General features: G+C 52.7%; 5 protein-coding genes. All 5 read right to left on the reverse strand.

The window, feature by feature from the left end:
- A partial coding sequence (locus AB1656_14980; protein ID MEW6236686.1) for a hypothetical protein occupies positions 1–1042 on the reverse strand: 1042 nt, incomplete at its 3' end.
- Between the two features lie 93 nt (positions 1043–1135).
- The gene (locus AB1656_14985) at positions 1136–2812 is read right to left on the reverse strand and encodes an aminotransferase class III-fold pyridoxal phosphate-dependent enzyme (protein MEW6236687.1); all 1677 of its coding nucleotides are present in this window, start codon (positions 2810–2812) and stop codon (positions 1136–1138) included.
- Positions 2776–5421, reverse strand: a complete 2646-nt coding sequence (locus AB1656_14990) for a radical SAM protein (GenBank protein MEW6236688.1) — start codon at positions 5419–5421, stop codon at positions 2776–2778. Before AB1656_14990 ends, AB1656_14985 begins: the two co-directional genes overlap by 37 nt.
- 213 nt (positions 5422–5634) lie before the next feature.
- A complete protein-coding gene (locus AB1656_14995; protein ID MEW6236689.1) occupies positions 5635–8724 on the reverse strand; it encodes a family 16 glycoside hydrolase in 3090 nt (1029 codons plus the stop codon).
- A 36-nt stretch (positions 8725–8760) separates the two neighbouring features.
- Positions 8761–10044 carry a Gfo/Idh/MocA family oxidoreductase gene (locus AB1656_15000; GenBank protein MEW6236690.1) on the reverse strand — a complete coding sequence of 428 codons (1284 nt, stop codon included), beginning with the start codon at positions 10042–10044 and terminating at the stop codon, positions 8761–8763.
- Positions 10045–10101: the final 57 nt, after the last annotated feature.

The following is a 10101-nucleotide window of genomic DNA, read 5'->3' on the forward strand; positions in this document are numbered from 1 at the left end:
ACGTTACGGGCGTGGGGGTATCTAACATCTCCGGCGTAGGAGTCTCGATCGCTTCGGGCGTAGGCGTTTCTACCATTTCCGGCGTGGGAGTCTCGATCGCTTCGGGCGTAGGCGTTTCTACCATTTCCGGCGTGGGAGTGTCGAACGCTTCGGGCGTGGGGGTATCGAACGCTTCCGGCGTAGGAGTGTCGAACGCTACGGGCGTGGGCGTATCAAGCATTTCCGGCGTGGGAGTTTCTATCGCTTCGGGCGTGGGCGTCTCTACCATCTCTGGCGTGGGAGTCTCGAACGCTTCCGGCGTGGGCGTCTCTACCATCTCTGGCGTGGGAGTCTCGAACGCTTCAGGCGTAGGCGTTTCTACCATTTCCGGCGTGGGAGTGTCGAACGCTTCGGGCGTGGGGGTATCGAACGCTTCCGGCGTAGGAGTGTCGAACGCTTCGGGCGTGGGGGTATCTAACATCTCCGGCGTGGGAGTGTCGATCTCTACCGGCGTGGGCGTATCTACCGCTTCAGGCGAAGGCGTGTCCGTTGGGACAGGCGTGGGCGTATCAATTGCCTCTGGCGTAGGCGTGTCCGTTGGAATAGGCGTAGGCGTGTCCGTTGGGATAGGCGTGGGGGTATCAATGGCCTCTGGCGAAGGCGTGTCCGTTGGGACAGGCGTTGGCGTATCTACTGCCTTTGGCGTGGGCGTGTCAGTGGGGGTGGGCGTTGATTCATCATCGATCGCAGTTTGGTATAATCGTTCTACATCGCCGATGACATACGCCGCTTTGACGTTTTTATTATAGGCAATATTTAAATCCATTAAATATTCGCTGTTTTTTTGCCAATCGATCCCGCTTTGTCCCTCGGCGGCGCATCGATATTTATCGCTAAGATAACTCGTTTTGTCGTCGAGAGGAATGATTTTTGGAGAAGCCGCTTCAACATCTCGGAGTCCCTCCACTAAAATAATAATCAATAGCAGGAAAAGGATGTAAAATAATGATATAAGACAAAATTTCTTTATTCTTACGATTAAATTCCTTGTATTTTTGTTCATTTTAGAGTAATTCCCCCTTAATAGATATTTAGAAGAATAATAATAAATTTAGATAATAATGTCAATAGGTAAAGTGATTAGTTTTTTGTTTATCTAATCTTTTTCGCCAAGATATAGAACATGGATCGGAATATATAACTTTTCGAGCAAATTTTTTTCATCCAGAGCTTTGCGCATTCTTTGGAAGATGGAATCGATTATGTCCAGCGTCCATTTCACGTCTTCTTTCGTATGGGCTAAGCTGGGCAAAAACGTTCCACCAAATAAAATTCCTTCTTCCAGAAGTTCTTGGATGAAGAAGGTTCGCAGCATCGCCGAGGTATAGTCTCCTGCGCTTTGAAACTCGATTACTAGTCGGGGAGCGATTCCTTTCCATTTCAATTGAATTTCATGATGCTTGGCGGCGGAGAGTACGCCCTCCCGCAGCGTTTCACCTAGAGCGCAGACGGTTTCGCAGACCGGTTCCCGCGCATAGATGTCTAGCGCCGCCATCGCCGCCGCGAGCGAATAGACTTCGCCCTGAAACGTCGGCCCATATCCGATATCGAACGCGCTATCCATAATGGATCGCGGTCCCGTCAGAGCCGCCAAAGGAAATCCATTGGCCATGCCTTTGCCCACAGCGGCCATATCGGGCAATACGCCGTATTTTTCTTGCGCTCCGCCGTTCGCCAACCGGAAAGCGGACATGATTTCGTCGAAGATTAATACAATTCCCGCTTCTCTTGTCCATGCGCGAACCGTTTCCAAATAGCCTTCGGGCGGATAGTCGAGCGAGCAAGGCTCCAAGGCTACGGCGGCGATTTCATTGCGATGCGCATCCAGCAGCCGTTTCAAGGCGTCGAGATCGCCGAACGGAAAGGGTTGAACCAACGAACGCATTTCGTTAGGGATTCCCTTGACGCCGCCGATTCCCGCGACATACCAATCATGGAAACCGTGATATCCGCAATACAAGACGAGGCGGCGCCCCGTATAAGCGCGGGCGATGCGTATCGCCGCTTCCATTACGTCCGAACCGTTTTTTCCGAATAGCGTCCGTTCCGCGCAGGGAATGAACGCGGCGAGTTTTTCCGCTACTTCCACCTGAAAGGGATGCGGCAGAGGCAGGGTTGGACCTACGGATATACACTCGCGAATCGCTTCTTGAATTTCAAGCCGATTGTAGCCCAATACGGCGCTTCCCCAGCCCATAATATAGTCCAGATATTCGCGTCCGTCCGATGAAATTATTCGCGCTTTGTCCGAGCGAACAGCGAATAAGGGATAAAGGTTTTTGAGTCCGCGCCTTGCTCCCTGGGAGGGTGTCCAAAGATTGACGCATCTGGGCAGCGCTCGGCTCCATAATGCTTCGCTTTCGTCGGGCGCGGCGATTTCGATTTCCCATTCGAGCGGCGGCGATCCGAAATCTTCGAAGAAGCCAACGCCCAGTTTGACGGCGTCTACTCGCAAAATATAACGTCCTTCCGGTAAGGCCGAGGCGTTGGTTTTAATTTCGACGATCGCTTCTTCTCCGGGTGCGAGCGGCTGCGGCAGTTTTCCCCAGCCTTCCAGATAGGCGATTCGCTGGCCGCCGCGATAGAATGCGCCGCCGATCATGACGGAGCGCATGATTTCCGAATCGCCGTCCCGCCATTTTTCTCTGCCTGTGTTTCGCGCCCGGACGGAAAAGGAAAAATGAGCGCCTTGGGACGCTGCGCGAGGGGGGCGGTTTTTCCAGTGCAAATCCGTTCTCAGCGGGACCATAATCGACTCCACCAGCGGCGCCATCGCGTTCGTTTTCGTTCGATGATTTCCTTCAAGTTTTGCTCATGGAGCATCATTCGACTTAATAGTTCCTTTATGTTCTCTCCGTGATGAAGAATTGATTCTTCCTGGCGCTGCAATTGGCTTAAAAAGATCATCCGTCGCGGATGGTAGCGTTTGGGATGCAATTCCTTGGCGTCTAGGGCGGCGGGGAGCGGGGAATCCCATTCTCTCATCGGCGCTCCGCCATCCGAACGGCCGCTCATAGAGCAATTGGAACACGGAGCGGGAAGCTCGCCGCTTCCCTCGCGCAGCTGTTGGAATTTGCTTCCAAACCAAATTTCCGAAAGAGAACGCTCGTTCAAATTGCCCATCACGAAAAGATGCTGCGCGTCGGGATGGCTGCATGGCTGCACGTTGCCATCGGGCATGATCGCCACGGCGTAATCCAACAGTTTGCAATGGGGAGCGTCGTTTTCTTTCTGCTGAGGGCGAATATTGCGAATGGTTCCTGGCGGCGCATAGTCCGGAGCCAACGACATTTCGAACAAATCCGGCGCTTCCACGGCGACGCCGAGGATTTTGGCGCGTTCCAGGGCTTCGAGCACCCGGCGATCCGAATGTTCCGGCATAGAGAAGAGTGATTGCTCCGCCAATTCCGGCGACGTGAGGATGACGTGTTCCGCCGTGACTTTGTCGATCCCTAATAGACTGGCTAACGTTACGGCGTCGGGGAACTCGTCGATGGTGTCTTTCATTAAGGTAAAATTCAGGATCAATCGCAAGGGAGAATGGGACGCCGCCGAGCGCCGCTGCGTGATTTTTCTTATGCCATTCATCAGTTGATTCCAACTGGCGCCTCGGCGTATTTTTTCGAACGTCTTTTTGCGGGCGCCGTCGATGGAGAGGACGCAGCGATCGACGCATTCGACGCAGGTTTCGCAGATTTCCTCCTTCTCCAGCAGCAAGCCGTTGGTCGTCATTTCCACGCGGAGCCCCGCTTCTTTCGCTAAACGGACGAACGAGCCGAATTGCGGATGAAGAGTTGGCTCGCCTCCCACGCCGAAGAAGATCGATTCCGCGTAAGGAAACGCTTCCTCCGCCATACGTTGATACAACTCCCAATCCATGCGCTGTTGCAGCAGCGCCCTCCGTTCTTCCGGCGAACGGCGGGCCAGATTGCACATGACGCAATGGATATTACAACCGGCCATTAAAGAAAGTTCCAAGCGAAGCGGCCGGTTGCCTTGGAACTCCACGCCCTTTTCGTACAAGGCGCGGTTGAGTTCCCGTTTCCATCCGTTGTTGGAGCGATGCAGGGCGGGCATGGGAAATTGTTCGATTCGGTCTTTTCTTTGTTCTCGAAACGACGAACCATGCCGGAATTTTTTCCCCACCATCGCTTCCAAGAGCGCTATTCGTTCGAACTGCCGATCCAGTTTCTTTTCTTCTTCCCAAACGGTTTGAGCGATTTGCCGCTGGCTGGAGACGATGCGTTTTTCCAGTTCGTCCAAGATGCGAAAATCGCGAAAACTTCCGTTATATGTTTTCGCCCATTCGCTATATTCGTCTATATCCCAATCGCCTTGGATGTTCATGAAAGGATTATTGTTGACGCAATCGCGGCAGGCGGGAGCGTATTCCTGCGCCGCAAACGAATCGCGCAATAAGGCGTATCGCCGCCCATGCCAGATATCCGGCAACCGGTTTTGGTTGAGATTGCCCATGACTAAACCGAAACGGGAATCGCCATGACAGCATGGAAGAACATCGCCGTTGCATAAAACGATAATCATGTAATTGGCAAGGCTGCAATAGAAATTATGAACGGGACAGCCATAAGCGCTTTCGCAGAATAAGGGCGGAAAATCGGTCGATAGCCCCAACTCCCGGGCGCAATCGCTGGCGGCGCGCAAAAAACCGTCCGCTTCTTCCTTGGCGTGAAAAAGCGATTCTTTTTCCATTTTGCCATTAAAAATGCCAATATGAGCGGCGGATATCCGTTCCATGCCTAGCGCATGGGCTTTTTTTATTACGCCGGGCAGATGCTGGATCGCGCTGCGCCGCAGCGTCATGTGCGCCCGCAGCCGCAATGGATATTTTCTGTTCATGCGCAAGGAGAGCGCCCGGACATCTTCGACGTTTTTTTCTATCGCCTGAAGGCTGGAGCCGCTGCGCGCTTGAGAAAACGTTTCTTCGTTGGAACCGTCGATAGATACCACCAGCCAATCGGCGAATCGCGCCGCCGCTTCGGAGATCATGGGTTGATTTAAGAGCGTTCCATTCGTCCAAAGCGTCGTTTCCACGCCATAGCCGTAAGCGATTTCCAGTATCTTGTCCAATTCGGGATGCAAGGTTGGTTCGCCCGCCCAGCCGAAAGTAATCCTTTCCGCATAGGGAAAAGCGTCTTCCGCCAGACGGCGATATAAATCTAACGGCATGTTTTCTCGGCTTAACAATCGATTCAAATGGGGCGGCAAGTTGGAACGGTAACACATATCGCAATGAAGATTGCAAGATTCCAAGAGAGAAATCTGGATATAAAGCGGCATATTGCCTTGGAAAGCAGATCCCCGAAGGTAGATAGATCGATTCAATTCGCGATTCAACGATGATGATTCAATGATGTTCATACTATTTATGATGCAAGGGAAAAACGCCTTGAATAAGCCCCTCAACGAAATACGTTGGGTTTACAATATACTAAATATAGAATATTGTCAAATGAAATATATTACGCATAAAATTTTTTTAAAAAAAACTCCCTCTTCCGGTTTGGGAAGAGGGAGTCGTCAGCGTTTGAGATGAGGGATTATTTCAGGGCGGAAACAACCTTTCCGTCCCGCCTATTCTCTGGTCAGTTCTCGGATATAGATATTTTTGAAATAGAGGGTATTGCCGTGGTTTTGTAGTTCGATAGCGCCGGTGGAGTAAATCGGCTTGTCGCGCTCCCAATAATTCTCCAGAACTACGTTGTCCACGACTAATTTGTCGTTGAGATAAACGGTTACTCGTTCGCCAACCATAATAATGCGGAACGTGTTCCATTCGCCGATGGGGCGATCTGCATCGACCAATGGAGTAGAGGGATTCTTTTGGTTGTTGTACAGCCCGCCCGATCCCAAACCGAAATTTTGCGGGTCCCAAATCTGCACTTGCGGCGAGCCGCGCAGATAAATGCCGCTGTCGCCTTTTTCTAAAATTTTCCAATCGACCAATAATTCGAAATCGCCATAATCCTTTTCCGTGCAGAGACTGTCGCCTTTGCCGTCAAAGACTAAAACGCCGTCGACGGGGTTCCAATGCTGCCTCATGCTTTCGTCGGCCTGCTTTTGCGCTTCCGCCAGTTGCTCGCCAGTCATTTTGGCGCGTTCGATAGGATTGGCGACTAAGCCTTTCCAACCGCTGAGGTCTTGACCGTTGAAGAGCGCCGTAAATCCTTCCGGCGCAGTGTTGTCCGGTCTTGGCTCTTTATTGAGTTCCTTGATGCGCAGGTTTTTGAACTGCACGGGGTAGCCGTGGCCTAAAAATCCCAAGTGGCCTTTCGTGCGGCTCAATCCGGGATGATCGTGCCCGTCTAAGGTTTTCGGCATTCTGGCTCTATCCAAATGGCCGTTGGCGATGACATGTCCGTTCAACGTAACGGTGATCCAACGCCCGTCGACTTTTACTTCTTCCTGGTTCCACTCGCCGATGGGTTTCAAATAACCGCGTTGCGCTGGAATGACGCCATAAATGGAACCGTGGGCTTGGTAGGGTTGTATCCAATTATAAGCGGGATTGTCGTGATCCAAAATTTGAATCTCCATGCCGGTATAAGCGGCGTCGCCGTAAACCGGAGCGCGCACGCCGAGGCCGTTGTTCGCTTCCGGCGGCAGTTTAAACTCGAAGCGGAAGATAAAATCAGCGTATTCGCGGTCGGTATAAATATTGCCGCCGCCTTTGGGGGCGCACGCCATCGCGCCGTCTTGAACGGAATAGCCGCTCTCGCCGCCTTTCCAACTATTGTTCCAAATCCAGCCGGTCAGATCGGAGCCATTGAAGAGAGGAATGAATCCATCATCCCCCGCCGACGCCAATGGCGCGGGAAGAATTTTCTTCGCCTTTTCGATCATGTTATTGTCTGTTAACAGAGCGCAGGCTTTTTCCAAAGCGTAGTAAGCTTCATTTGTGACTAAAGCGAATCCATCATTCTCGCGCGGACATACGATTTCGACGACAGCTTTAGCGGCCGCTTCTTTCTGAATGGGACATTCCAGATAGGGAATAACGGCTTCCAACGCAAAATCGCCTCGAATTTGGCCTAATAATGCGAGAAGGTGATGTTTCTTCTCGTTGGGAACATTGGAAAAGGCTTTCACTAAGGTTTTGACTTTGGCTTGATCGGATTCTAGCGATTCGACGGCGGCATAGATGGCGTTTTCGAATCCTTCCGCTTCTTCGTCCGGCGCTTTGGCCATCAGTGCGATCAAATCCGGCAATTTTTCCACTGATCCTAGATCTTTCAATGCCTTAATCGCCGCCATGCGTACGGTTGCGTTTTCGTCTTCCGTGTAGGCCATTACGTCCGAGAAGAAGATATCGGCTTTGCGCTGCGCGATGATGTCCAGCAAAGCCTCTTTGGCGGGAATGGAGACGGTGGGCAGGATGTAGCCGATCGTCGTCAGCAAATAATCGCCCGGAACTTGCAGCAGCGCTTCTTTGACGGCGGCGATAATATCGGCGTCGTCCAAGTTGAGCAGGTCGGCGTAATAGGGTACGCTTTCCAATCCGCCCAAACGGAAAGAGGCGGAAATCGCCGCCAATCTCACGGCGGGATCGGCGTTGTTTAACGCTTCCAGCAAAACCGGCAGAGCGATTTGATCGCCTCTCGCGCCTAGGTAATCCAGAATTTCAGCCCGAATTTCCGGGTTGGCGTTTTTGGATTTTTCAATCCACTTCCAAGTGGCTTTGTTGCCGGGAATTTTCTGCGCCAGTTTCAAGGCGACGTTGCGGTAGGCCTTATAATCGCTGTCCATAGCGTCGAGCAAATTCGGCAGCGCGGTTTCGCCTTCGATGTTAACCAGCCCCGTCAAGGCGGCGCATTGGATGTTCACGTCTTCCGCCGAGGTATAGGTATTCAATACCGTTCTATAAATCGTGAGCGCTTCCTCATCCGCTTGCGCTTCCGCCAGGCGGTTGGCGAACAAGAGATAGGAAGATATGGCCTGCGATTGCTCGTAGCCAGAAGTTTTCGTCAACGCCCGCTTCAGCGCATTGGCGGCGGAGGGATCGCCGATATTCGCAATAGCGTAGTAGGCTATTAAGCGTGTATTTAAATCCTCGCTCTCTGCGTAGGGCATAATCGCCAAGGCGGCGGCGCGGCTGCGCAAATCGCCCAGCGTTTTTATGATGGTTGGCTTGAGCGGCTCTTTGACTTTGGGCAGCGCGAAGAGCAGCGCGGCGGAGGCTTCGGGCGTTTTGATGGCGAATAGCGCTTGCGCCGCCGGTTCGCACAATTCGTCGTCGGTCAAATAACGGCTGAGAGGCGCAATGGCTTCCTCTTTGCCGATGAACTGAATCTGCTGAATCAAGAAGGCTTGTACGTTTTTATCGCCCGCCTGGTTTAGCGCGTCGAGAAAGACGCGGACGACGAGTTTGCGGTTGGCTTCGTCGTTCTGCAACTGGATGAATTTCGTAAGGCCGTTGACGGCAAAGCGGACGGATTCGTCGCCGCCCTGCTGCGGCGGAGTTAAGCGATGGCATAGTTCCGCCAAGCCGTTTTCACCCAGTTGCAGCAGTTGCGAATTGACGGACTTGAATTCCTCCGCATTTTTCGCTGGATAATTCTTGAGAATGCCGTCCAGCGGCGAATCGGCTGCCTGCACCGCCATTGCGAACAGGCAAGCGAGAATCGGCGCTATCATAATATATAGTTTGCGAATTATTTTCATCATGAAATCCTCTTTCCTTTATTCGTTCCTTTTCCTGGCTCAAATCAGATGCCAAGGCGTGCGCATTGGCTGATAAATCAGGCGATTCGCGGCGTCGTCGCCGATAAATTCCTGCTTCACAGGATCGTATTTCAAGCCGCGTCCCAAGCGCACAGCGATCTTGCCTAAATTGATCAGCGTACAGGAGCGGTGTCCGTTCGCTTCGTTCAAAGCGAATTTTTTGCGAGCGCGCACCGCTTCTGGAAAATCGGTGATTTGCGGCGCTGGATCGGGAAAGGCGGCGAGTTTCTTCTCGATATTGGGAATGGTTGAGCGGAACTGTTTGTAGAGCTTGCCCTCCGGCCCTTCTAAAAAGGCGGCGTTTTTGTCCCGGTTGTCTCCATCCAAAACGATTTGACAGCCGTCAGCGTATTTCATGGTAATCCGGCGCCAGGAACTGACGGCGTCGGGATGCTGCTGCGGCGCGTCCACTTCGATTTCCACTGGGCTGTCGTCGTCTTTTCCCAAGATATACTGCACGGGATCCAAATAATGTTGGCCCATGTCCCCTAATCCGCCGCCGTCGTAATCCCAATAGCCGCGAAACGTGCCGTGGACGCGGTGGGGATGATAGGGCTTGTAAGGCGCCGGTCCCAGCCAGAAGTCGTAATCCAATTCTTTCGGGATTTCCTGCGGAATCAAATCAGTCTTGCCGCTCCAATAAAATTTCCATTCGAAGCCGGTAGCCTCTCCGACGGTAGCCTTGAGCGGCCAGCCCAACATGCCGCTCTCGACCAATTTCCGAATTGGTTTGACCGTCGTTCCGAATCCATAAAAGTTGTCCGAAAAGCGGAACCAGGTATTGAGGCGGAAGATGCGGCCATTGCGTTGCACCGCTTCGACGACTCGCTTGCCTTCGCCGATAGTGCGCGTCATCGGCTTTTCGCACCAAATATCCTTCCCCGCTTCCGCCGCCGCAATAGAGATCAGGCCGTGCCAATGGGGCGGCGTGGGGATATGCACGATATCGATATCCGGTCGCTCCAATATATCGCGGAAGTCGCGGTAGCCCTTGACGTCAGGATCGTCGACCATATCCAGCGCCTCTTTGAGATGATTGCCGTCGACGTCGCACACGGCCAGCAGTTTGGCGCCACCGTAGCGTAAGTGCCCTTTGCCCATGCCGCCGACGCCGACGACCGCCTTGGTCAATTCGTCGCTTGGCGCTGTAAAGCCCGCTCCGAGAACATGGCGCGGGACGATGGTAAACGATAAAGTAGCCGCTCCTAGCCGCGAGACTTTTTTCAAAAAATCTCGCCGGGTTGTTTGTTTGCCTTTATTCATAGCGATTACGCTCCTGCAGAATGATTCTTCGGCGAGCCGCATCTCGCCGATTCGCCC

The organism is Candidatus Omnitrophota bacterium, from assembly GCA_040755155.1.
Lineage (GTDB): Bacteria > Hinthialibacterota > Hinthialibacteria > Hinthialibacterales > Hinthialibacteraceae > JBFMBP01.

Bases quoted from the DNA above. Each gene is read 5' to 3' on its own strand.
- AB1656_14985 (MEW6236687.1), bottom strand. From the start codon at position 2,812: ATGGCGCCGCTGGTGGAGTCGATTATGGTCCCGCTGAGAACGGATTTG.
- AB1656_14990 (MEW6236688.1), bottom strand. From the start codon at position 5,421: ATGAACATCATTGAATCATCATCGTTGAATCGCGAATTGAATCGATCT.
- AB1656_14995 (MEW6236689.1), bottom strand. From the start codon at position 8,724: ATGATGAAAATAATTCGCAAACTATATATTATGATAGCGCCGATTCTC.
- AB1656_15000 (MEW6236690.1), bottom strand. From the start codon at position 10,044: ATGAATAAAGGCAAACAAACAACCCGGCGAGATTTTTTGAAAAAAGTC.